The following is a 21,609-nucleotide window of genomic DNA, read 5'->3' on the forward strand; positions in this document are numbered from 1 at the left end:
CGCTTTGAAATGCTGCATAATTCCTTAAATCGGTACCGATTTAAGGAATTATGCAGTAGGGATCTGAAAGGTGAACAAGGTGGACGGCACGGAAAACAGCCTGCAGGCGGCGGCGCCGATGGACAAGCTGTGGCAGGACAATAGTGCCGAGCGCGGCATGCATGAGCCTGCCCTGGTCGTCGATATCGCCGGTTTCGAAGGCCCGCTCGACCTTCTGCTACATCTTGCCCGCAACCAGAAGGTCGATCTGTCGCGTATCTCCGTGCTGGCGCTCGCCGAGCAATATCTGTTGTTCATCGAGCGTGCCCGCCGGATCCGTATCGAGCTTGCCGCCGATTACCTAGTCATGGCCGCCTGGCTCGCCTATCTCAAGTCGAAGCTGCTCATTCCGCAGCAGAGCAAGGAAGAAGGTCCGACCGGCGAGGAAATGGCCGCAACGCTTGCCTTCCGGCTGAAGCGTCTGGAAGCCATGCGGGACGCAGCGACCGGCCTCGTCAACCGCAATCGTCTCGGCCGCGACGTCTTCGTCCGCGGCGCGCCCGAACATATTCCCGACCGGCGCCAATCGGCCTATGACGCAAGCCTCTATGATCTCTTGACTGCCTATGCCGGCCTGCGTCAGCGCCAGGCGATCACGCAGGTAACGATCGAGCGTCGCCGCGTTTGGTCGCTGGTCGACGCCCGGACGATTCTCAACCGTATGATCGGCGAGATCACCGACTGGACGGCCCTGGAACACTATCTGCTGCGCTATATGACCAGCGCGAGCGAGCGTGTCACCGCCATCGCCAGCGCCTTTGCCGCCTCGCTGGAACTCGTGCGCGAGGGCAAGCTGGAAATCCGCCAGGAGGGCGCGTTTCAGCCGCTCTATATGCGTCGCGGGCCGAACCATATAGAACTCGAAGCGGCGGAATAGAGCAGGAGTGAGCGTGACCGGCCCGGACGACGACCACCATATGGACGATGAAGCGGCTGCGCCGACAGAGCCGGCCGTCGACGAACACCTCATCCGCGAGGCCGAACGCATCGCCGAGGCCTTGGTCTTCGCCTCCGCTCAGCCGGTGTCCGAAGGTTTTATCGCCGATCGCGTTCCCCGCGGCATCGATGTGCGCTCCATCATGCAGCGTCTGAAGGCCGATTATGCGACGCGTGGCGTCAATCTGATACAGGTCGACGGCGCCTGGGCTTTTCGCACGGCCGCCGATCTTTCCTTCGTAATTCGCCGCGATGACAACGAGGTGCGCAAACTGTCGCGCGCAGCACTCGAAGTCCTGGCCATCATTGCCTATCACCAGCCGGTGACGCGCGCCGAGATTGAAGATATCAGAGGCGTGCAGACCTCCAAGGGGACGCTGGACGTCCTGATGGAATCCGGCTGGGTTCGCTTTCGCGGTCGCCGGCGCACGCCCGGCCGTCCGGTGACGCTGGGTACGACGCGGGATTTTCTCGATCATTTCGGGCTGGAAGAGCTGCGAGACCTCCCCGGCCTCGAAGAATTGAAGGGGGCGGGGCTGCTTTCGGGCCGTATTCCCGCCAATTTCAACATTCCGTCGCCATTGATGAGCGACGAATTGACCGAGGACGAAGATCCGATCACGCAACTGGATCTGGAGGAACTCGGCCTTCTGGCGCCAGGCGGCGCTTCGGATGAATAAGCGGGTCGTTGCAGGCGGATTGGCCGCGACAAAGCTTTTTTCCAGACAGTGACATCAAGTCTCGGTTTCGCCATTAGCAGATGCGAATATAGAAGCCGTTCTCCTCAGTTGGAGATGTTCGACTGCGGCTTTGGCGCTCGCTATCCCCAAGTGCGCCGGTGCAGCACATTTTGGTGTTTGAAAAACGTCCGTAAACGTCTTACATCGGGAAGACGTTGAAATTGGGAGTTATCGCAATGGGTTCTCTAAGCATATGGCACTGGCTTATCGTCCTGGCCATCGCGCTGTTGTTGTTCGGCCGTGGAAAGATCCCGGAGCTGATGGGTGACGTTGCCAAGGGCATCAAGAGCTTCAAAAAAGGCATGAGCGACGAGGATGAGACGCCGTCTCAGACGACAGCGTCCCGCACGGTTGAACACAAGGCCGACGAATCGAAATAATCATGTCGGGTGCGCAGGGAGTTGAGACGCTCGCTGTCGGCCCAGGAGCCTTTTCATGTTCGATGTAGGCTGGTCTGAGCTGCTGGTTATCGCCGTCGTGGCGCTTGTGGTCATTGGCCCTAAGGAACTGCCGGCAACGTTGCGGACAATCGGCAAAATGACGGCGCGGGCCCGAAAAGTGGCGGGCGAGTTCCGCGCGCAATTCGATGAGGCCATGCGTGAGGCGGAGCTGGACGATGTGCGCCAGACGATCTCCGATGCGCAAAAACTCAATCCGGTCAATTCATTGCGAGAAGCAATGAACCCGCTGCGGCAGATGGGCAACGAGATCAAGGCCGACTTGCAGCGTTCGACGACCGCTGATCAGCCCGTCGCGGCAACATCGACGCCGGCCGAACCAGTGTCCGAGCCGTCCATGGGGCTGCCGGAAATGTCTCCAATCGTTCCGGCAGCTAGCGAGGCCGCACCGGCCGTATCGTCCGCGCCGCTTACGCCGCAGCCGGCCGCCGTTGCGGCGGAAGCGCCTGCTAAGCCGAAAGCTGTTCGCAAGCCTCGGGCAAAAGCACCGGGCAAGACGGACGAGGTCGCTGCTGCGCTGGTCGACACATCGGTTGTCGCGGAAAAGCCGAAGCGGGCGCCTCGCAAGGTTGCAGCGGCCACGGCCGATGCTCCAGCCGCCGCGGCCTCTCCCAGGAAGCGCCCTGCAGCGAGCAAAATAACGCCTAAGAAGAAGGACGAGGCATGACGGGTGACATCGACGATAAGCCGCAGCCGCTTATCGAACACCTCATGGAATTGCGCACGCGGCTGATCTGGTCGCTGGTGGCGTTTTTCATTGCCTTCATCGGATGTTTCGCCTTTGCCAAACATCTCTTCAACTATCTGGTCTATCCATACAAATGGGCTGTCGTCTGGGCGCACCTCGATGTTACCAAGGCCGAGCTGATCTATACCGCGCCGCAGGAGTTTTTCTTCACGCAGGTGAAGGTTGCCATGTTCGGTGCGCTGGTGATCTCTTTTCCGATCATCGCTGCACAGATCTATAAATTCGTCGCGCCCGGGCTCTACAAGAACGAGCGTTCTGCCTTCCTGCCGTTCCTGATCGCATCGCCGATTCTGTTTCTGATGGGCGCCGCACTCGTCTACTTCTTCTTCACGCCCATGGTGATGTGGTTCTTCCTGAAGATGCAGCAGGCACCGGCCGAGGGTCAGGTGGGCATCGCGCTGCTGCCGAAGGTCTCGGAATATCTCAGCCTCATCATGACGCTGGTCTTCTCCTTCGGTCTCGTCTTCCAGCTTCCGGTCATCACTACGCTGCTGGCGCGCGTCGGCCTGCTGACATCGGCTTGGCTGGCGCAAAAGCGCAAGTTCGCGATCGTCTTCGCCTTCATCGTCGCCGCCGTGCTGACGCCGCCGGATCCGATGTCCCAGATCGGCCTTGCACTGCCGACGATCCTTCTCTACGAGATTTCCATCTACGCGGCGCGACTCGTGGAACGCCAGCGTGCCCGGCAAGCGCTCGAGGAGAGTGACGAGACGTCCGATGTCGCCAAGACGGATAGCGTCTGAGCGGCAGGTCCGCATCGTCTTTCCATAAGGTTCTGCCGGTTTAATCTCCGTCCGAAATCTCGGGCGGAGTCATCATCTTGTGCAACGACCTGGAACGACGATGCTTGATATCAGATGGATTCGTGAGAATGCCGAGGCTTTGGATGCAGCGCTTGCTAAGCGCGGAGCCGAGCCTTTGTCGCAAAGCCTCATTGCGCTCGACGAGAAGCGCCGCTCCGTCATCCAATCCGTCCAGGATATGCAGTCTCGCCGCAACGCCGCTTCGAAGGAAATCGGCGCGGCCATGGCGCAGAAGAACACCGAGCTTGCCGAGAAGCTGAAGGCGGAAGTCGCCGAGATCAAAACGTCGCTGCCGGCCGCGGAAGAAGAGGAGCGCGTGCTGACGGCCGAGCTCAACGACGCCCTGTCGCGCATTCCCAATATTCCGCTCGACGACGTGCCGGTTGGCAAGGATGAGCACGACAATGTCGTCAAGCATGCCTGGGGCGCCAAGCCGACCTGGAACCATCCGCCGAAGGAGCACTACGAGATCGGCGAAGCACTCGGCTACATGGATTTCGAGCGCGCTGCCAAGCTCTCCGGCTCGCGTTTCACCGTGCTGACCTCGCAGCTTGCGCGCCTGGAACGGGCGCTCGGCCAATTCATGCTGGACCTTCATACAGGTGAACACGGCTATACCGAAGTCAGCTCTCCGCTGATGGTGCGCGACGAGGCCATGTTCGGCACCGGCCAATTGCCGAAATTCGCCGAGGACCTGTTCAAGACCACGGATGGCCGCTGGCTGATCCCGACCGCCGAAGTAACGCTGACCAACCTCGTCTCCGGTGAAATCCTCGATCAGGAGAAGCTGCCGCTGCGCTTCACGGCGCTGACGCCGTCTTTCCGGTCGGAAGCGGGCTCGGCCGGTCGTGATACGCGCGGCATGCTGCGCCAGCACCAGTTCTGGAAATGCGAACTCGTTTCCATAACCGACGCAGAAAGCTCGATTGCCGAGCACGAGCGGATGACCGCCTGCGCCGAGGAAGTGCTGAAGCGTCTTGGCCTGCATTATCGTGTCATGACGCTGTCGACCGGCGACATGGGCTTCGGCGCCCGCAAGACCTACGACCTGGAAGTATGGCTGCCGGGGCAGGACACCTATCGCGAAATCTCCTCCTGCTCGGTCTGTGGCGATTTTCAGGCGCGGCGCATGAACGCCCGCTATCGCGGGAAGGACGACAAGGCGACGAAATTCGTCCACACGTTGAACGGCTCCGGCACTGCCGTTGGCCGCTGCCTGATCGCCGTTGTCGAGAATTATCTGAATGACGACGGCTCAGTCACTGTTCCGGACGCACTGCTGCCATATATGGGTGGTCTGAAGAGAATCGAGCGGGCAGCCTGATTTGACGGGACATGATTTTGTCCGAAAACCGCTTCGCGCTATTCGGGATCATGTTTTTGAGCGGTGGGGGCAATGCGGATACTTCTGACCAATGACGACGGCATTCATGCCGAAGGACTGGCCGTGTTGGAGCGCATCGCCCGCACCATGTCCGATGACGTCTGGATCGTGGCGCCGGAGACGGATCAGAGCGGCCTTGCCCATTCGCTAAGCCTTTCCGAACCGTTGCGTCTGCGCAAAGTCTCTGACAAGCACTATGCGCTTCGCGGCACGCCGACCGATTGCGTCATCATGGGCATCCGCCAGGTCATGGACATCAAGCCGGACCTGGTGCTCTCAGGCGTCAATTCCGGCTCCAACGTTGCCGACGATGTCACCTATTCGGGCACGATCGCCGGCGCGATCGAGGGTACGCTGCAGGGCGTGCGCTCCATCGCGCTGAGCCAGGCCTATGTGCATGAGAATGGGACACGCGTCGTTCCCTGGGAGGTGGTGGAGGCGCATGCGCCCGCGCTTCTCAGCAAGCTTATCGATGTCGACATGCCCGACGGCACCTTTCTCAACTTGAACTTCCCGAACTGCCAACCGGACGAAGTTTCGGGCACAGAAGTCACCGCGCAGGGCAATCTCGCCTTCAATCTCCAGGTCGAGGAACGGGCCGATGGTCGTGGTTTCCCATATTACTGGTTGCGCTTTGGCGAACGCAGCGGCATCTTTCGCCCCGGCACCGATATCCATGCCTTGAAACAAAATCGTATTTCGGTAACTCCTTTGAAACTCGATTTAACGGATTATTCGGCGCAAGACCGCGTGGCGCGGGCGCTCGGGTACGGAGTAGCGGATTGACATCTCGTCTGGTCGAGAAGGAAGGCTTTGCAGCCGTCGTGCTGCGGCTGCGGGCCGAAGGCATATTGGACATCGATCTGATGACGGCCGTCGAACAGACGCCGCGCCTACCCTTCGTGCCGCTGCAATTTGCCGATGATGCCTATTCCAGCCGAACGATCCCGATCGAATGCGGTGCCTTCATGGAAGGCATCGATCTCGTCGTCCGCATTCTGCATAGCCTGAAGATCAAGCCAGGCCATCGCGTTCTCGAAATCGGAACCGGCAGCGGCTTCACTGCTGCCGTCATGGGCCGCATTGTCGAGCGGGTGCTGACGGTCGATCGCTACAAGACGCTGACGACGGCAGCGCAGCAGCGCATGGATACGCTCGGCCTGCGCAATGTCATCATCCGCCAGGCTGACGGCAGCGTCGGTTTGCCGGGCGAGGGGACTTTCGATCGCATCCTGGTGACCTCCGCCTTCACCACCATGCCGCGCTTCTTTGCCGAGCAATTGGTTTCCGGCGGGTCGATGATTGCGCCGTTGATACTTTCAGACAATGTCTGCCGCATGGTGCGTCTCACCAAGACCGGCAGTCGCTTCGAGCGCGAGGAACTCTTCGATGTTCCTTATCAGCCGATCGTGCCGATGCTCGCCTCTTATCTTTGAGGCCTAATTTAGATTGAAATCCTTGGAAGTATCCCGCGAACGCGGGGTTTCATCTTCTATGGTTAGCAATTCCTCAAAAAAACACATGTGACGCCAGTGCTTTAACCGCATGGTAAGATTAACGCGCTTTAATCGACCCATAATCGGTTGCGTCTCAAGTGGGTCGAGTCATGGGTTTCAGTCTTTCGTCAAACTTCGGTAAATCGGCAGGGAAAGTCTTGGTGGCCGTTCTCCTGGCGAGTACCGCGACAGCTTGTAGTTCGGACACGATGCGCTTCGGCGGGCTCTTTGCGGGCTCTCCGGATCAGACGACGACCGGCTCGATCAATCGTCGCGGCTTGAATGGGGCAGATGGCGATCCCGTGCCGCGTGCCGATCTCGCCCAGGGCGGCGGTTATCAGCAGCAGGATTATTCGCAGCAGAACGCACCGGTGACGAGGCCATATCCGAATTCTCCGGCCCGTTATAATCCATCCTATTCGAGTGCTCGCGTATCAAGCGCTCCCGTCGCGATCCAGCGGACCGAGCTTGCAGCGCCGACTGCTTCCGCAGCGCCGGTTCGCTCGCATGTCGCCTCCAAGGGAGAAAGCGAAGCGCTTGCCCAGCCGTTCCCCGCATCGCGTGGCAAGGCTGCGGTATCCCGCGCAGAACCGGCTCTGGCTCCGGATACGATGTCGACCGGCACGATCAAGGCGCCGACTGCCGCAGCACCTTCATCCGGCTGGACGGCAGTCAACGCGCCAAGCGTCACGCTGCGTCCCGGCGAAAACATAAGCCTGCTGTCGCGCCGCTACGGCGTTCCGGAAAAAGAAATCCTGCGCGCCAACGGCTTGAAGAACAGCGCCAGCGCTCAGCCCGGCCAGCAGATCATCATCCCGACCATGAACGGTGCCGGTGCTCCGAGCCCGGCCAAAGTGGCCTCGGAAGCGACCGACCTTTCCAAGGGTGGCAAGATGCCCGCGCCGGTCAAGGCTCCGGAGCAGGACGCTGTCGTGCTGCCATCCAATGGTCAGATGCGTGGCAAGTCGCAGGCCGGCCTCGCCGATCCCAGCAAGCTCGCTGCCGGTAACGGCAAGGGTCCGCAGCCGAAGGGCGATGGCACCTATGTCGTCAAGCCGGGTGACTCGCTTGCCAGGATCGCGAAAAACGCCGGCGTCAGCGTCGATGCTCTCAAGCAGGCAAACCACATACAGTCGGGCGGCGGCGTCCGTATCGGCCAGACGCTGAAGCTGCCGCACGGTGCAGTTGCCGAGGCCGAACCGGTGAAACCCGATCCGGTAAAAACCGCCTCGATCGAGCCGCAAAAGTCCGCAGTAAAGTCTGTTGCGGTGCCGGCCATGGAGCCGAAGCAGGCGGCTGCTGAGCCGACCGTAAAACCGGCTGCGAAAGCCGCCGCGACTAAGACTGCCGCCGCAGAGCCGGCAGCAAAGGCAGCGCCCAAGGCCGTCGCCGCAGCGCCGGCCGCCGATACGGCCAAGCCGCAGGCTGTCGCAGCCGCAGCGCCGACCCAGTCCGTCGGCGACGCCGCCGCCAAGGCTGACGTGCAGGCGGATGCTCCGGAAGCGACAGGGATCGGCAAATACCGCTGGCCAGTCCGCGGCGCGGTCATTGCCGGCTATGGCTCCAACGTCAACGGCAGCCGCAACGACGGTATCGACATCTCGGTTCCGGAAGGCACCCCGATCAAGGCCGCTGAAAACGGCGTCGTCATCTATGCCGGCAATGGCCTGAAGGAACTCGGAAACACCGTCCTCGTCCGTCACGACGACGGTACCGTCACGGTCTACGGCCATGCCGATGCACTCAGCGTCGCCCGTGGCCAGAAGGTTCAGCGCGGCCAGACGCTCGCCACGTCCGGCATGAGCGGTGACGTCAAGCAGCCGCAGCTTCACTTCGAAGTCCGCAAGAATTCGGCCCCGGTCAACCCAATGACGTTCCTTGAATAGGTAGTGCGTCTCAAGGAGTCTGCAAAAAGCCCGGCTACCACCGGGCTTTTTGTCGTTCTAAAGCGCATCGCGATCTCTAGGATCCGCTCTTTGCGCTTTAGGTTCTTAATTTTGCGCATGTCGTTGTCGCACGGCCGCTGCGCGACATGATTTGGAAGGCGATGGTCAATCCCGCTCCAGCACGATCCGCTGCCGACCGGCAAGATCCTGGATATATTGCCACGCCACGCGCCCGGAGCGGGCGCCGCGTGTCGTTGCCCATTCCAGCGCCTCGTGATGCATCTGGGCGCGATCAAGCGTGAGCTTGAAATAATCGGCATAGCCGTCGATCATCTGCAGATAATCTTCCTGACTGCACTTGTGGAAGCCGAGCCAGAGACCGAAACGGTCGGAGAGCGATACCTTTCCTCCACCGCTTCCGAAGGGTTGATGGCCGTCGATTGCTCGTTTTCCATCATATGCCGCGGCAGCAGGTGGCGGCGGTTCGATGTGGCGTAGAACAGCACATTGTCCGGCCGGCCTTCGACACCGCCGTCCAGCGCCGCCTTCAGCGACTTATAGGCGGTATCGTCGTGATCGAAGGAAAGGTCGTCGCAGAAGACGATGACGCGATGCGGCGTGGCTTTCAGGATATCGAGCAGTACCGGCAAGGAGGAAATATCCTCTCGATGCACTTCGACCAGCTTCAGCGAGACGCCGGTGGCACGGCGCACATCCTCATGCACGGCCTTGACGAGCGACGACTTGCCCATGCCGCGCGCGCCCCAGAGCAAGACATTGTTGGCGGCGAAGCCTTCGGTGAAGCGCAGCGTATTTTCGTGTAAAATGTCGCGCACATGGTCGACGCCCCGGATGAGGGTCAGCGCCACGCGGTTCGGTCGGGCAACGGGCTGCAGATAAAGCCGGGCAGGGGCCCAGAGGAAGCAATCGGCAGCGTCCCAATCGTTGACGGCCGGCGCCGGGCCGGCGAGGCGTTCAAGCGCGTCGGCGAGGCGGCGGACTTCCGCAAGGATCAGCGTGTTTTGATCTTCGGTCACCGTTTTTCCTCCAGAACGTTAGTCGGGAAAGGAGTAAAATGCTCCCTGTCTTGGCGGGTACCATGCTCCTTTCGGCCCCGAAAGGCTAAGAGGCCTGGAAAACAGTACGGTCCGCGGCTGTTTTTGTTGCATTCGCGATGATCACAACTATATTCCGGCCACCTGACGCGGGGCCCGTTCCCGCAAGGAGTTCAAGGGAGTTCTCGATGTTTATCACCAACGCATATGCGCAGAGCGCGACAGATTCAGCCGCAAGCGCCTTTGGCGGTTCCGGCTTTGAAATGATCATCCTGTTTGTGCCGCTGATGGTGGTTTGGTATTTCCTTCTTATCCGCCCGCAACGCGCACAGGCGAAGAAGCGTGAGGAAGTCCTGAAGAATATCCGCCGCGGCGACCAGATCGTCACGAGCGGCATCGTCGGCAAGGTCACCAAGGTCGTCGACGACAAGGAACTGGAGGTCGAAATCGCCGAAGGCGTCCGCATCCGCGTTGTGCGCAGCGCCATCACGGAAGTCCGCGTCAAGGGCGAGCCGGTCAAGGCTGACGCTGCGTAAGGTTTGACGGGCAGGTGGGGCCGAGCAGCTTGCCACGCCAGCGTGCAGTTTCGAAAATCGGATTCGACTTTCGAAGAGAACTGTGCGCAAATTCAAAGTGTTACTGCGCCTTTGCGTGTCCCGGTGAGTGTGGGGGCGCAGTGAGAAGCCAAAACTCGAGAGAGCGATGCTGCACGTCTCCTGGTGGAAGACCGTCCTGATCTGGTTCGCCGTTCTCTTGAGCGTTCTCCTTGCCGTGCCCAATCTGCTCAGCGATCAGCAGCTCTCCTCTTTTCCGGCCTGGTTTGCGCGAAGCAAAGTCGGACTCGGGCTCGATCTTGAGGGCGGTTCACATATCATGCTCAAAATCGAGCGTGGCGATGTCGTCCGGGATCGGCTGGAGACTGTTGTTGGCGATATCAGCGCCAGGCTGCGCACGGTCAATATCAGCTATTCCGGTCTTACCGGCACTGGCCAGAAGATCCAGCTCCGCATCAACGATCCCGCGCAGGTGCAGGCTGCTGTAACTGCCTTGAAGCCGATCACCAGCGGCAAGACGGGAGTGGTCTTATCGCAGGGCGACAATGGTGCCCTGACCGTCGATATTACCGATGCCGGCATCGATGAGCGTGTCTCTGCATCGATGACGCGCTCGCTGAAAGTCATCCGCAATCGTATCGCTCAGTTGGACGTCGGTGAGCCACTGATCCGCCGGCAAGGCGCGGATCGTGTCGTCATTCAGGTGCCGGGCCTTGCCGATCCGCAGCGCCTGAAGAACCTCCTGAACCAGCCAGCCCAGCTCAGCTTCCGTCTGATCGATCAATCCATGCCGGTGCAGGATGCCATCAATGGCCGCCCGCCCGCCGGTTCGGAAGTGCTGTTTTCCGAAGATGACCCTCCGGTTGGCTATCTCGTCCAGAAGCAGCCTCTCCTCTCGAATATCGACTTTGCCGATGCTGTGGCGGTGTCCAACACCCAGAACAATAACGGCAATATCTCCGTCAAACTGACGGCCGAAGCGACCACCCGTTTTGCACAGACGACGGCTGCCAATCTCGGCAAGAATGTCGTGGTCGTGCTTGACGACCAGGTCATCTCGGCGGCCGCCTTGAAGACCGCAATCACCACCGGCGATATCGATATACCCGGTGATTTCACGGCGCAGGGCGCGCAGGATCTCGCCGTCATGCTGAAGTCCGGGCCATTGCCCGCAACGCTGACGACGGTCGAAGAGCGGACCATCAAGCCCGGCTTGGGCAATGAAACGATGCGCTCCGGCATAACCGCCTGCATTGTTGCCGCCATTTTCGTTGCCGCGCTGATGATCGGCTTCTACGGACTGCTCGGCGTCGCCGCGACGATTGCACTTGTCATCAACATCATCATGGTTCTGGCAATCATGGGGCTGTTCGGCATCACGCTGACCTTGCCCGGGATTGCCGCCATCGTTCTCATCATCGGTATCGCGCTCGATGCCAATGTGTTGATCTACGAGCGCGTCCGGGAAGAAGAAAAGAAGACCCATCTTCTCGTCGACGCGTTGCGCCACGGCTTCAACCGAGCCGCTGCCACCGTAGCCGATGCCAACCTCACGCTGCTCATCGTCGCGGCCATCCTCTTTTACGTCAGCAGCGGCGCGGTGCGCGGCTTTGCCGCGACATTGATAGCGGGCGTTTTCACCACCTTCTTTACCGCTTGCTTCGTGACGCGTTCGCTCGTCGATGCCTGGATTTCGCATCGCAAGCCGCGCGTGCTGCTGGCGGGTGTGCGAAGCGGCATCTTCGACGGCGCCAATATTCGCTTCATGGGTATCCGCCGCTATTCGTTTACGGTGTCGGCGGCGCTTTCGGTCGCAACCCTGCTTGCCTTCGCAACGATCGGCATGCATCTCGGTATCGATTTTACCGGCGGGTCGATCATCGAAGTTCGCGCCAAGCAGGGCGTTGTCGATCCGGCCAATATTCAATCGCGTCTGCAGGACGTCGTTCCGGGCGATGTGCAGGTCGAACGGCTGGACGATCGATTGAGTGCCGTGATCCGGGTGCATGCGCAGCAGGGCGGCGAGAACGCCGAACAATCCGCCGTGACCCTCGTGCGCGACGAACTAGGCAGGGAATACGACTTCTCCCGTGTCGAGGTCGTCGGCCCTGCCGTTTCCGGCGAAATCAGCGCGACGGCGTCGCTTGCGGTTCTCGCGGCGCTGGCTGCGATCCTCATCTATATCTGGCTTCGTTTCGAGTGGCAGTTTGCCGTTGGCGCGATTGTCGCCACGCTGCATGACGTCATCCTGACGCTGGGCCTCTTCGTGCTGACCGGCATGGAATTCAACATGACGGGCATTGCGGCACTTTTGACCATCGTCGGCTATTCGCTGAACGATACCGTCGTCGTCTATGACCGGATGCGCGAGAATCTCAGACGCTATTCGCAGATGCCGTTGCCGATTCTGATTGATGCCTCCATTAATCAGACGCTGTCGCGCACGGTTCTGACCTCGGCGACGACTTTGCTGGCGCTGCTCGCGCTCTGTATATTCGGCGGCGAGGTGATCCGCTCCTTCACCTTCGTCTTGCTCTTCGGCGTCGCGGTCGGCACTTTCTCTTCGATCTATATTGCGGCCCCGGTCCTGATCGTCTTCAAGCTACGCCCGGATAGATTCCAGGCTGGCGGCGAAAACAAGGGACAGGCAGGCGGCGACGTTCAATCAGGCAAACCAGCGGTGTGACAGAGTGGCAAAAGGCATAGAAATACGGAACGCGCATTTTCCCGGTCGCGCACCGATCGACGCTTATGGCAATGGCGGTTTTCGATTTGCCGACATGTCGCATCGCGGCTCGCTGCTCTGCCTGCCCTCCGGCATTTACGGCTGGGACATGACGCTGGAGGATGCGTTGACGCCGGCGCATTTCCAGAAAGTGCTCGATGAGGCTGCCGAGATCGAGGTGTTGTTGGTCGGCACCGGCCTGGAACTGCGGCCTTTGCCGTCGGAACTGAGGGCGGCTTTCCGCGCCAGGCAGATTTCTTCCGATTCGATGAATACGGGAGCGGCGGTGCGCACATTCAACATCATGCTGGCCGAGTCGCGCGCCGTTGCCGCGGCGCTGATCGCCGTTTGACGAGGATCAGGCAGGGCATGACGACATTAGCTGCGCCCCGTAGCAACCAGGATCTTTGCCTGGCGACGCTTCGCGACACCGATCGCGACCGCTATCTTGCCTGTCTTCTGGCGCCGGAGGATAAGCGCGGCGCTCTCGCCGCACTCTACGCCTTCAATGCGGAGCTGGCGCGCATCCGCGATCTCGTCCACGAGCCGTTGCCGGGCGAAGTGCGCATGCAATATTGGCGCGATCTGCTCCAGGGACAGGCGCATGGGTCGAGCGCGGCCAATCCCGTGGCTGCCGAGCTGCTCACCGCGATCGAGCTGCATCGCCTGCCGCGTCAAACGCTGATCGATATGATCGATGCGCGCATCTTCGATCTCTACGACGACCCGATGGAAACGCGCGGCACGCTGGAAGGCTATGCCGGCGAGACGGCGTCGGCGCTGATCCAGCTTGCGAGCCTCGTGCTGTCGCCGGAGGATGCCCGCCGCTCGGCCGACGCTGCCGGCCATGCCGGCGTGGCACAGGCGATTGCCGGGCTGCTGTTGCTGATGCCGATGCACCGCCATCGCGGACAGCTCTATCTACCGTTGGAAATCTTGACGGCAACCGGTCTCGATCGAGATGCTTTTCTCGCTGGCGAGGACAAGGCACGCATTTCTGCCGCCATCGAAGCTTTCGCCGGCCTCGGCCGCGAGCATCTGGCGAAGGCGAGAGCTGCCGGCAATATTTCGCCGGCGGTATTTCCGGCTTTCCTGCCGGTGGTTCTGGCAGAGCCGGTGCTGAAACGCGCGCAGGCGCTGGGCGCCGACCTGTTCGATCGATCGTTCCTGCAGCCGCAATGGCGCCGGCAGATGCGCATGGCTCTGGCCTCGGTGACCAGGAAAATCTGAAACTGACCACGTTCGCGCAAGTCTCAGAGCTTATAGAGATTGCCGAATATTTGCCCGCATCCCAGGAGAGCCGCTATGGGCATCATCGTCTGGTGCATACTCTTTGCGATCGTCGTTTTCTTTGCCTTCTTCGCAACGCGCATGGCGTCGCAGAACAAGGAAGATGGTCTACACGATACCGGTCTTGCCATTCTGGAGTTCGGCCGCGCTTTTCCGACGGAAGCCATCCGGCAATTGCAGACCACGGCCAACGGCCAAGCGGTTTTCGTGCGCCTGCATGATGACAAGGCCGGCTTCATGCGGAGCCTGCGCAATCACTTTGCCGTTCATCTGATCGAGCCGGGCAGGGCACATGCCAAGGATTCGGGAAGCGGTCGCGGCTTGACCATCGATTTCCTGGACGCCCCGCACCATAACGGCACATTCGAATTCGCGACGCCCGCGGAGGCAGCAGAGGTCTCACTCTGGCTGCTCGGCAATTATGTTGCGAGCGATGATTCCAAGTCCTCGGCTACCAAGCCAGCGGCAAAGGCCTAAAGAGGCTCAGGCGCTTTTGATGATCGCGGGTGCCTGAACCCCCAGCCACGCAGCGCAATCCGCCAGTGCCCGCTTGGCGATCAGTTGACGTTTCATGATCGTCTTGTCCTTGCCGCGGAAGCGCTTGACGCCCTCCGGCTTGACGATCGAACCCGGTTCCAATTCCGGAAACAGCCCGAAATTGATGTTCATCGGCTGGAAGGAGCGCTTGCCCGGCTCTTCATCGGAAACGATATGGCCGCCGGTAATGTGGTTGAGCAGCGAGCCCAGCGCCGTCGTGTCTGGCGGCAGGGACGGCGACTCGCCCCTGTGCTCGGCTGCCGCGAAGCGACCGGCCAGCAGACCGATGCTGGCGCTTTCGACATAACCTTCACAACCGGTGATCTGGCCGGCAAAACGCAGGCCCGGCCGCGATTTCAGCGAGAGCGAGCGGTCGAGCAGCGTCGGCGAATTGATATAGGTGTTGCGATGCAGGCCGCCGAGCCGTGCGAATTCGGCATTCTCCAGGCCTGGGATCAGCCGGAAAATCTCGGCCTGCGCACCGTATTTCAGCTTCGTCTGAAAGCCGACCATGTTGTAGAGCGTGCCGAGCGCATTGTCCTGGCGTAGTTGTACGACCGCATAGGCCTTGACGCCGGGGTTATGGGCATTGGTCAGGCCCATTGGTTTCATCGGTCCGTGGCGCAGCGTCTCGCGCCCGCGCTCGGCCATCACCTCGATCGGCAGGCAGCCATCGAAATAGGGTGTGCCTTCCCATTCCTTGAAACCGACGGCATCGCCGGCGATCAGCGCGTCGAGGAAGGCGTTATATTGGGCTTCGTCCATTGGGCAGTTGATGTAGTCTTTGCCCGTGCCGCCCGGGCCCACCTTGTCGTAACGCGACTGGTGCCAGCAAATGTCCATGTTGATGCTGTCGCGGTAGACGATCGGCGCGATGGCGTCGAAAAAGGCAAGTGCGTCCGCGCCCGTCTCTGCCTGGATGGCACTGGCAAGCCCCGGCGCGGTCAGAGGCCCGGTGGCGATGATCGCCCGACCCCACTCAGTCGGGGGCAGGCCCTGGACTTCCTCGCGAACGACCGTGATCAGAGGGTGGTTTTCGATCGCCTGTGTTACCGCCTCCGAAAATCCGTCGCGATCTACCGCCAACGCGCCGCCGGCGGGAACCTGATGCTTATCGGCGCAAGCCATGATCAGCGAGCCGGCCAGGCGCATTTCCGCATGGATGACGCCGACCGCATTGCTGGTCGCATCGTCTGAGCGGAAGGAGTTGGAACAGACGAGTTCGGCCAGACCGTCGGTCTTGTGCGCCTCGGTGCCACGCACGCCACGCATTTCATGCAGGATGACGGGCACGCCGGCGCTGGCGATCTGCCAAGCGGCTTCGGAGCCGGCAAGGCCGCCGCCGATGACATGGATGGGAGAAATGGAGTTGGTATTTGTCATGCGCGCGTCATTACCACGGGCAGGCCGGCGATCCAATTGCTTTACGCGGAAGCCGGAATCAAAAACGGCGCCGAAGAGCGCCGTTTTGAAGCAGTCCACTCAGTCCGTTGCGATTAACGGAAAGAGCGGGAAGCGATGTTGCGGATTTCGTAGCGGCTAACGCCGATATCCGACAGGGTCTGGCTGGAGAGGTTGCCGAGCTCGTTCAGGGTGCGGCGATAGCTAATCCAGTTCTTGGCAATACGAAGCGGGTTCATTTTCTTGTCCTCAGTCATCTAGTTGCGAGCAGCACGATTGCCGCCTCAGCGCTTGATATTCATATAGGCGCGAGGACGGATATTTTGCAGTGCAAATAAAAAGCGTCTGCTATGCATTTGTGCAATATGACGCCCAAAAAGCCATCACTGCCCAAATTTTATATGACATGTTAGAGCGTATGACTTGAAACGTGGCAGTGATTGCTTGCGAGGGCAAACGGCGTGCACAAATGACGCGCAAAAAAGAACGCCCGCCGCGGTTGTCCGCAACGGGCGTTGTGTAGGCTGTCGCTATTTTAGCGAAGCCAATCCGGCAGTTAGCGGCCGGTGGCTTCGCGAGCTACGCGATGGATGTCCGAACGGTCGATACCGAGGTCGTGCAGTTCGCGAGTGCTCATGCGGCCGAGTTCGGTAACGGTCTGACGGTACTTGCGCCAGTTGTTGAAAGAGCGGGTCAGGTTCATTTTATATCCCTTTCGAGGATTTGGAGATCTCGTCGGTTCCGCGATTGGTTCCGTCCTCGATCTGATGAATGCGAATATATGCTGCACTGCGAAAATCAAAAAGAGCGATTGCTACATGCCACCTATGCGCAAGATGCAATCCAGTAGGGGTATTTGGTTAACGCGGTGACCGCTTTTTGTGCATAACGGAGTTGCGCGAAAGCAGCCATTTGGCATGCAATTGGTTGAATTTGCGAACTTTAGCTCAAATCATGAGCAATTGATCGGGCGCCGCCCATCCGCGGTCGGATCCATATCATCCTGCGAGCCCGTAACGGATTGTAGATCGCTAGAGATTGAGCGCACGAGAAAATTCCCGTTGCCGCATGCTTTGCGCTCTTCCAAATCCTTGAGCCGCCTAAAAGGGGCGCGCAAACGATCTCCGCCGATTCGTAGGGCAATAACCGATTTAATGGGAGATAAAAAATAACGCCCACCGCGGGAGGAGGATGCGGTGGGCGTCATTTGTGGTGATTGACGACTGGGAGGAGGAGTGTCGTCAATCCATCGGAGCGCACTGGGAGGAGGAGTGTGCGGCTCCGAATTCTATATGAGGAATTCATCCTCAGGCTCTTTCCGGCTTTCGCCGAAGCGGCGCGCCACGCCGTCCTTCGATGCTCATAAAATAGTATGACTTTTGATTTTTGTGCAGTGCAATAATTTCATAGGAGGTATGCTTCATATGCATACGTTGACGCGCATCAATACCGCAAACGACCATTATACGAAGTAAGCCTTAACTCTGGATTAACGTGGTGCGACCTTGCGCGAAGCTCGGCCTGTTTTGAAACGCGAAAGAGCGACCTCGATCGCACCCATTTTGTGATAAGACACTCAGGGATGTTGGAATCGCTGTCAGGGGCGCGCGATGTACCGGGCTAGGCTGGAGCGTGATCTTAAGGTCTGGGTGAATAAGGGGTTGGTCGATGGGCCGGCAGCGGCAGCGATTCTCAATGAATATGACAGCCGCCCGGCAAGCTTCAGCCTTGGCCGCGTGCTCGCCGTCATGGCGGCGCTGTTGGTTGGTGCCGCGATCCTGCTTTTCGTCGCCTCGAATTGGGAGGCGATTCCAAGGATCGTCAGGCTCTTTGGACTCATGGCGCTGATCTGGGCCTTTTATCTTGGCGGCGCCTATTCATTCGCGCGCGGCCACCCGGTTCTCGGCTCGGCGGTGCTGATTCTCGGTACGATGAGTTTCGGCGGCGCCATGTCGCTTGTCGGCCAGATGTATAATCTATCCGGCGACGAGCTGACGATGATGATCGTCTGGTTCGCGGTTGCCGCCGTCGCTGCCGTATTGTTTCACTCGAGCGGGCAGGTGGCACTTGCCGGCTTCCTCGCTTGGGGCTTTTGCGGCTTCTATCTTTGGGAGCACTATGACGCATGGTACGGCATCATGCCCTGGGCGCCGCCGGCTATGGCGGCCGTGCTGATCGCCCTTGTCCGATACGTCGATGCGCCAAGATCCCGGCATCTTGCCTATCTGATGCTTGTCGGCTGGCTGACTTGGATTTTCGCACAGTATGAGAGCCTGCATGCGGCTATCCTGCTTGCTACCGCCGGCATGATTGCCTTCCTGGCCGTCAGCCTTCCGATCTCGCCTTTGACACGGATCGCGCAAACTGCCGGGGCAGCGCCGGCTTTCTACAGCTTCCTCGTTGCTGCCATCAGTCTCTTCGCAATTCATGGAGAGATCAGCGACGGGGTTTTTGAGAATAATATATGGGTTGCAAACAAGCTGCCTCTCATCGTGATCGCCTTCGCGACGCTCGCAAGTGCGATCGTTGCCATCATTCTGAGCGGCCGCGATAACGGTGCTGTGCGCTATCTCGCTTATGTCGTCTTTGCCGGTGAAATCCTCTATCTCGCCGGCGAGACGGTCGGTTCGATCATCGGCACATCGGGATTCTTCCTGATCTGCGGTGTATTGGTCGCGATCGCCGCCTGGCTGGTCATCCGGTTGGAGCGGCGATTTTCCCATCATGACGCCGCTGAGAGTGACAGGCAGGGGGCGCGGGCATGACGATGACAGCCGAGCCAGGCACCGTTGTACGCAATGTCAGCCGCCGCATGTGGATTGCCGCTATCATTGTCGCAGTACTTCAGACAGCCATCCTCGGCTATATGGTTGGCGAACGGGCTTGGGGCCTGCGGAGCGGCGTCGAGGTTCTGTTGAAAACCGCCCCGATCGATCCGCGCGATTTGCTGCGCGGCGACTATGTGACGCTGAACTACGATATTTCACGGGTGCCGGTATCGACCGTGATCGGCGGGATTCCGACGGAAAATCGGAAAAACCAGATTTTGTCCGTCCGCCTTAAGAAGCAGGATGATGGCTATTGGGGCATCGTCGAATCGTCCTTCGGAGCACTGGAGCCGAAACCGGACACGGTCGTTCTCAAAAGCCTGCCTTTCGACTATTTTGCTTACAGCGATAGTGCGCCGTCGCACGCGACGATCTGGGTCACCTACGGTATCGAACGCTATTATGTGCCTGAAGGCGACGGTCGCACCATCGAGGATGCGCGCAATCACGACCGCGTCGCGATTGCCGCCCGCGTTTCGTCCGATGGCGCGGCGCATATCAGAAGCCTGCTTCTCGATGGCAAACCCGTCTACGAAGAGCCCCTTTACTGACAGCGTTTCCGTCTAAAACCAAACAAGGTTCATGGACGGTCGTAGAACCGTCATTTTTCCTTTGCGTGGTTGAAAACGGGTGATATAGAGACGCCGCGCTCCGGAAGGCCCCATGGGCAGGCATTGCCGTGCGGTTTTGGGAACGCGGGTATGGTGAAATTGGTAGACACGCCAGATTTAGGTTCTGGTGCCGCAAGGCGTGGGAGTTCAAGTCTCTCTACCCGCACCAAGGCTGCCTTGTGGACGGGAGAGGCTTAACGGTCTGTCTCCTGACCCGCGGTGGACGCGCCATTTTGCCTAGAGCATCCCGCTTTCTAGTGGAAAGTGGACAAGATGCCCTAGATTCCGAGAGGAAGAGCGACCTTTGCGCATTCGTTCGAACGCGCGGCGCTCTAGCAAAATGATGAGGAATTGCATCCAAGCCACGCTCGGGATTTTCCGGCGTCGTGCTCATCGAAACGAACGGCTGTCTGGGCACGGCCGCCATGAATGAAGGTAGGACAATGCAGGTTATCGAAACGCTCGCTGAAGGGCTGAAGCGCGAAATCAAGGTGGTCATCCCGGCCAAGGACATGGAAGTTCGCATGAACGAGCGCCTGGCCGAGGTCAAGGACAAGGTCCGTATCAACGGTTTCCGTCCGGGCAAGGTGCCGGTTGCGCATCTGAAGAAGGTCTATGGCAAGTCGATCATGGCCGACCTCGTCAACGAGATCGTTCGTGATCAGCCCCCGGCAATCCTGACCGAGCGCGGCGAAAAGTCGGCAACCCAGCCGGAAATCGCCATGACCGAGGACAAGGACGAGGCTGAAAAGATCCTCGCCGCTCAGGCCGATTTCGAATTCACGCTCTCTTATGAAGTCATCCCGGCAATCGAGCTGAAGTCGGTCAAGGGCATCAAAGTTACCCGCGAAGTCGCCGAAATCGGCGAGGACGAAGTTACCGAGCAGATCCTGAAGATCGCTGAAAGCGCCCGCAGCTACGAGACGAAGAAGGGCAAGGCGGCCAACGGCGACCGCGTCACCATCGACTACCTCGGCAAGGTTGACGGCGAAGCCTTCGACGGCGGCAAGGACGAAGACGCTCAGCTCGTCCTCGGCTCCAACCGCTTCATCCCGGGCTTCGAAGAGCAGCTCGTCGGCGTCAAGGCGGACGATGAAAAGACCATTACCGTGACGTTCCCGGCCGACTACCCGGCCAAGAACCTTGCCGGCAAGGAAGCCACCTTCGACATCAAGGTGAAGGAAGTCGCAGCTCCCGGCGATATCGAAATCAACGACGAACTCGCCTCCAAGCTCGGCATCGAATCCGCCGGCCGCCTGAAGGAAATCGTCCGCGGCCAGATCGAAAGCCAGTACGGCTCCGTCACCCGCCAGAAGGTCAAGCGTCAGCTCCTCGACCAGCTCGACGAGATGTACCAGTTCGACACCCCTCAGAAGCTGGTTGAAGCAGAATTCGCCAGCATCTGGCGTCAGATCCAGACCGATCTCGATGAATCGGGCAAGACCTTCGAAGACGAAGACACGACCGAAGAAAAGGCACGCGAAGAATATCGCAAGCTTGCCGAGCGCCGTGTCCGCCTTGGCCTCGTTCTCTCCGAAATCGGCGAAAAGGCCGGCGTCGAAGTGAGCGAAGACGAAATGCAGCGCGCGCTCTATGCGCAGCTCCAGCAGTTCCCGGGCCAGGAAAAGGAAATCCTGAACTTCTTCCGCAACACGCCCGGCGCTTCCGCCAACCTGCGCGCGCCGATCTTCGAAGAAAAGGTCATCGACCACCTGCTGACCGAAGTCGACGTCACCGACAAGACCGTTTCCAAGGAAGCGCTGCTGGCTGACGACGAAGCTGAAACGGAAGACAAGCCGGCCGCCAAGAAGGCTGCTCCGAAGAAGAAGGCTGCTGCTAAGGCTGAAGCAACCGAAGCCGCTGCCGAAGGCGAAGAAGCTGCCGCCGCTCCGAAGAAGAAGGCCGCTCCGAAGAAGAAGGCTGCTGAAGACAGCGCCGAATAATTCGGATTTGCTCCGGAACTGATCAGAGCCCTGCCGTTCGCGGCGGGGCTTTTTTATGTGCGCCCAGCATGGGCGCACTCTCGTGGGTGGAAGTCCCACCGTAAGCTGGTCATGGCGAGCGAAGAGAAGCGCAACTGCGGAAGGGCGACCGACCGTGGGGAGGAAGCGTGGATCG

20 protein-coding genes, 1 tRNA gene and 1 pseudogene are annotated in these 21,609 nt (G+C 59.9%); 18 read left to right on the forward strand and 4 right to left on the reverse strand.

Annotation, left to right across the window (positions count from 1 at the left end; genetic code table 11):
• The first annotated feature begins 70 nt into the window (after positions 1-70).
• The 9 genes from ACXHXG_RS30125 (at position 71) to ACXHXG_RS30165 (ending at position 8,490) form a co-directional block, all read left to right on the forward strand.
• On the forward strand, positions 71-916 hold the full coding sequence (locus ACXHXG_RS30125; RefSeq protein ID WP_457901653.1) for a segregation and condensation protein A: 846 nt from the start codon (positions 71-73) through the stop codon (positions 914-916).
• Positions 917-956: 40 nt separating this feature from the next.
• Positions 957-1,655, forward strand: a complete 699-nt coding sequence (scpB, locus tag ACXHXG_RS30130) for an SMC-Scp complex subunit ScpB (RefSeq protein ID WP_104825081.1) — start codon at positions 957-959, stop codon at positions 1,653-1,655.
• Between the two features lie 236 nt (positions 1,656-1,891).
• Positions 1,892-2,095, forward strand: coding sequence for a twin-arginine translocase TatA/TatE family subunit (locus tag ACXHXG_RS30135; RefSeq protein WP_104822927.1), 204 nt, complete (start codon positions 1,892-1,894; stop codon positions 2,093-2,095).
• Between the two features lie 55 nt (positions 2,096-2,150).
• The gene (gene tatB / locus ACXHXG_RS30140; RefSeq protein ID WP_285167107.1) at positions 2,151-2,840 is read left to right on the forward strand and encodes a Sec-independent protein translocase protein TatB; all 690 of its coding nucleotides are present in this window, start codon (positions 2,151-2,153) and stop codon (positions 2,838-2,840) included.
• On the forward strand, positions 2,837-3,664 hold the full coding sequence (gene tatC, locus ACXHXG_RS30145) for a twin-arginine translocase subunit TatC (RefSeq protein ID WP_285167109.1): 828 nt from the start codon (positions 2,837-2,839) through the stop codon (positions 3,662-3,664). The genes tatB and tatC overlap by 4 nt, the downstream gene beginning before the upstream one ends.
• A gap of 100 nt (positions 3,665-3,764) precedes the next feature.
• Entirely contained in the window at positions 3,765-5,048 is a 1,284-nt protein-coding gene (serS, locus tag ACXHXG_RS30150) for a serine--tRNA ligase (protein ID WP_283050192.1), read from the forward strand.
• A 72-nt stretch (positions 5,049-5,120) separates the two neighbouring features.
• Entirely contained in the window at positions 5,121-5,894 is a 774-nt protein-coding gene (gene surE, locus ACXHXG_RS30155) for a 5'/3'-nucleotidase SurE (RefSeq protein WP_104822931.1), read from the forward strand.
• Positions 5,891-6,544, forward strand: a complete 654-nt coding sequence (locus tag ACXHXG_RS30160; RefSeq protein WP_104822932.1) for a protein-L-isoaspartate(D-aspartate) O-methyltransferase — start codon at positions 5,891-5,893, stop codon at positions 6,542-6,544. The genes surE and ACXHXG_RS30160 overlap by 4 nt, the downstream gene beginning before the upstream one ends.
• Positions 6,545-6,714: 170 nt before the next feature.
• Positions 6,715-8,490 (forward strand): peptidoglycan DD-metalloendopeptidase family protein, encoded by a 1,776-nt coding sequence (locus ACXHXG_RS30165; protein WP_457901654.1) that lies wholly within the window; start codon positions 6,715-6,717, stop codon positions 8,488-8,490.
• Between the two features lie 165 nt (positions 8,491-8,655).
• Here the strand turns inward: ACXHXG_RS30165 and ACXHXG_RS30170 are convergent.
• Positions 8,656-9,527: pseudogene (locus ACXHXG_RS30170) on the reverse strand (ATP-binding protein).
• A gap of 206 nt (positions 9,528-9,733) precedes the next feature.
• Between ACXHXG_RS30170 and yajC the strand changes: the two are divergent.
• The 5 genes from yajC to ACXHXG_RS30195 all read left to right on the forward strand — a co-directional run bounded on the left by yajC (position 9,734) and on the right by ACXHXG_RS30195 (position 14,591).
• A complete protein-coding gene (yajC, locus tag ACXHXG_RS30175; RefSeq protein ID WP_104822935.1) occupies positions 9,734-10,081 on the forward strand; it encodes a preprotein translocase subunit YajC in 348 nt (115 codons plus the stop codon).
• Positions 10,082-10,247: 166 nt separating this feature from the next.
• Positions 10,248-12,785: a protein translocase subunit SecDF gene (gene secDF / locus ACXHXG_RS30180; protein WP_457901655.1), complete on the forward strand. Its 2,538-nt coding sequence runs from the start codon at positions 10,248-10,250 to the stop codon at positions 12,783-12,785.
• 4 nt (positions 12,786-12,789) lie between these two features.
• Positions 12,790-13,176 (forward strand): Mth938-like domain-containing protein, encoded by a 387-nt coding sequence (locus ACXHXG_RS30185; protein WP_104822937.1) that lies wholly within the window; start codon positions 12,790-12,792, stop codon positions 13,174-13,176.
• Positions 13,177-13,193: 17 nt separating this feature from the next.
• A complete protein-coding gene (locus tag ACXHXG_RS30190) occupies positions 13,194-14,054 on the forward strand; it encodes a phytoene/squalene synthase family protein (RefSeq protein WP_457901656.1) in 861 nt (286 codons plus the stop codon).
• 75 nt (positions 14,055-14,129) lie between these two features.
• Positions 14,130-14,591, forward strand: a complete 462-nt coding sequence (locus tag ACXHXG_RS30195; protein WP_104822939.1) for a hypothetical protein — start codon at positions 14,130-14,132, stop codon at positions 14,589-14,591.
• Between the two features lie 6 nt (positions 14,592-14,597).
• Here ACXHXG_RS30195 and trmFO read toward each other — a convergent pair whose 3' ends face one another.
• The 3 genes from trmFO to ACXHXG_RS30210 all read right to left on the reverse strand — a co-directional run bounded on the left by trmFO (position 14,598) and on the right by ACXHXG_RS30210 (position 16,755).
• Positions 14,598-16,034 carry a methylenetetrahydrofolate--tRNA-(uracil(54)-C(5))-methyltransferase (FADH(2)-oxidizing) TrmFO gene (trmFO, locus tag ACXHXG_RS30200; RefSeq protein WP_457901657.1) on the reverse strand — a complete coding sequence of 479 codons (1,437 nt, stop codon included), beginning with the start codon at positions 16,032-16,034 and terminating at the stop codon, positions 14,598-14,600.
• Between the two features lie 113 nt (positions 16,035-16,147).
• Positions 16,148-16,291 (reverse strand): DUF1127 domain-containing protein, encoded by a 144-nt coding sequence (locus tag ACXHXG_RS30205; RefSeq protein ID WP_065091553.1) that lies wholly within the window; start codon positions 16,289-16,291, stop codon positions 16,148-16,150.
• A gap of 317 nt (positions 16,292-16,608) precedes the next feature.
• Positions 16,609-16,755, reverse strand: a complete 147-nt coding sequence (locus ACXHXG_RS30210; RefSeq protein ID WP_007690983.1) for a DUF1127 domain-containing protein — start codon at positions 16,753-16,755, stop codon at positions 16,609-16,611.
• 907 nt (positions 16,756-17,662) lie between these two features.
• Here ACXHXG_RS30210 and ACXHXG_RS30215 point away from each other — a divergent pair.
• The 4 genes from ACXHXG_RS30215 to tig all read left to right on the forward strand — a co-directional run bounded on the left by ACXHXG_RS30215 (position 17,663) and on the right by tig (position 21,434).
• On the forward strand, positions 17,663-18,817 hold the full coding sequence (locus tag ACXHXG_RS30215) for a DUF2157 domain-containing protein (protein WP_457901658.1): 1,155 nt from the start codon (positions 17,663-17,665) through the stop codon (positions 18,815-18,817).
• Positions 18,814-19,431 (forward strand): GDYXXLXY domain-containing protein, encoded by a 618-nt coding sequence (locus ACXHXG_RS30220; protein ID WP_283050211.1) that lies wholly within the window; start codon positions 18,814-18,816, stop codon positions 19,429-19,431. Before ACXHXG_RS30215 ends, ACXHXG_RS30220 begins: the two co-directional genes overlap by 4 nt.
• A gap of 144 nt (positions 19,432-19,575) precedes the next feature.
• A tRNA-Leu gene (locus ACXHXG_RS30225) sits at positions 19,576-19,660 on the forward strand.
• Between the two features lie 274 nt (positions 19,661-19,934).
• On the forward strand, positions 19,935-21,434 hold the full coding sequence (gene tig / locus ACXHXG_RS30230) for a trigger factor (RefSeq protein WP_457901659.1): 1,500 nt from the start codon (positions 19,935-19,937) through the stop codon (positions 21,432-21,434).
• The last annotated feature ends 175 nt before the right edge of the window (positions 21,435-21,609 follow it).

This window comes from Rhizobium sp. LEGMi-198b (assembly GCF_054114205.1).

Bases quoted from the DNA above. Each gene is read 5' to 3' on its own strand.
- scpB (WP_104825081.1), top strand. From the start codon at position 957: ATGGACGATGAAGCGGCTGCGCCGACAGAGCCGGCCGTCGACGAACAC.
- ACXHXG_RS30135 (WP_104822927.1), top strand. From the start codon at position 1,892: ATGGGTTCTCTAAGCATATGGCACTGGCTTATCGTCCTGGCCATCGCG.
- tatB (WP_285167107.1), top strand. From the start codon at position 2,151: ATGTTCGATGTAGGCTGGTCTGAGCTGCTGGTTATCGCCGTCGTGGCG.
- tatC (WP_285167109.1), top strand. From the start codon at position 2,837: ATGACGGGTGACATCGACGATAAGCCGCAGCCGCTTATCGAACACCTC.
- serS (WP_283050192.1), top strand. From the start codon at position 3,765: ATGCTTGATATCAGATGGATTCGTGAGAATGCCGAGGCTTTGGATGCA.
- surE (WP_104822931.1), top strand. From the start codon at position 5,121: ATGCGGATACTTCTGACCAATGACGACGGCATTCATGCCGAAGGACTG.
- ACXHXG_RS30165 (WP_457901654.1), top strand. From the start codon at position 6,715: ATGGGTTTCAGTCTTTCGTCAAACTTCGGTAAATCGGCAGGGAAAGTC.
- yajC (WP_104822935.1), top strand. From the start codon at position 9,734: ATGTTTATCACCAACGCATATGCGCAGAGCGCGACAGATTCAGCCGCA.
- secDF (WP_457901655.1), top strand. From the start codon at position 10,248: ATGCTGCACGTCTCCTGGTGGAAGACCGTCCTGATCTGGTTCGCCGTT.
- ACXHXG_RS30190 (WP_457901656.1), top strand. From the start codon at position 13,194: ATGACGACATTAGCTGCGCCCCGTAGCAACCAGGATCTTTGCCTGGCG.
- ACXHXG_RS30195 (WP_104822939.1), top strand. From the start codon at position 14,130: ATGGGCATCATCGTCTGGTGCATACTCTTTGCGATCGTCGTTTTCTTT.
- trmFO (WP_457901657.1), bottom strand. From the start codon at position 16,034: ATGACAAATACCAACTCCATTTCTCCCATCCATGTCATCGGCGGCGGC.
- ACXHXG_RS30205 (WP_065091553.1), bottom strand. From the start codon at position 16,291: ATGAACCCGCTTCGTATTGCCAAGAACTGGATTAGCTATCGCCGCACC.
- ACXHXG_RS30210 (WP_007690983.1), bottom strand. From the start codon at position 16,755: ATGAACCTGACCCGCTCTTTCAACAACTGGCGCAAGTACCGTCAGACC.
- ACXHXG_RS30215 (WP_457901658.1), top strand. From the start codon at position 17,663: ATGTACCGGGCTAGGCTGGAGCGTGATCTTAAGGTCTGGGTGAATAAG.
- ACXHXG_RS30220 (WP_283050211.1), top strand. From the start codon at position 18,814: ATGACGATGACAGCCGAGCCAGGCACCGTTGTACGCAATGTCAGCCGC.
- tig (WP_457901659.1), top strand. From the start codon at position 19,935: ATGCAGGTTATCGAAACGCTCGCTGAAGGGCTGAAGCGCGAAATCAAG.